This is a genomic window from Gemella sp. GH3 (genome assembly GCF_013415425.1).
Taxonomy (GTDB): Bacteria; Bacillota; Bacilli; order Staphylococcales; family Gemellaceae; genus Gemelliphila.
Genome location: NZ_JACBYC010000154.1, coordinates 1 through 466, shown reverse-complemented (window position 1 = coordinate 466; position 466 = coordinate 1). Strand labels below are relative to the sequence as shown.

1 protein-coding gene is annotated in these 466 nt (G+C 32.0%); it reads right to left on the bottom strand.

The features are described from left to right. Positions 1–466, bottom strand: a 466-nt coding sequence (locus tag HZY83_RS06150; protein WP_179943180.1) for an extracellular solute-binding protein, incomplete at both ends; no start/stop codon positions are given.

Sequence of the window (466 nt, the reverse complement as noted above, 5' to 3'; positions counted from 1 at the left end):
TCTTTATTCTGAGCAGTTTTAGGAATAACCATGTTATCAAACCAAAGATTAGATCCCTCTTTGGGAATGACATAGTTATACTTATTACTACCTTGAACTAAAGGTGCTGCCACACCACTCCAAACTACAGCGATGTTACCTTCATGTTGTTGAAGCATCATTGTTATCTCATCACCAACGACACCTCTTACTTGCGGAACTAACTTTTTCACATCCACTTCAGCTCTTTTAATATGAGAAGAATGGTTATCATTCAAACTATAACCTAATTTGTTTAATCCCATTCCCATCATTTCTCGAGCACCATCTACTAATAAAATATCATTTTTATACTTAGATTGATACAAATCACTCCAACTATTGAAATTATCATGAGGATATTTATCTTTATTATATAAAATACCCACTGTACCAAAGAAATAAGGTAATGAATATTTATTATGAGGATCATAAGACATATTCATAT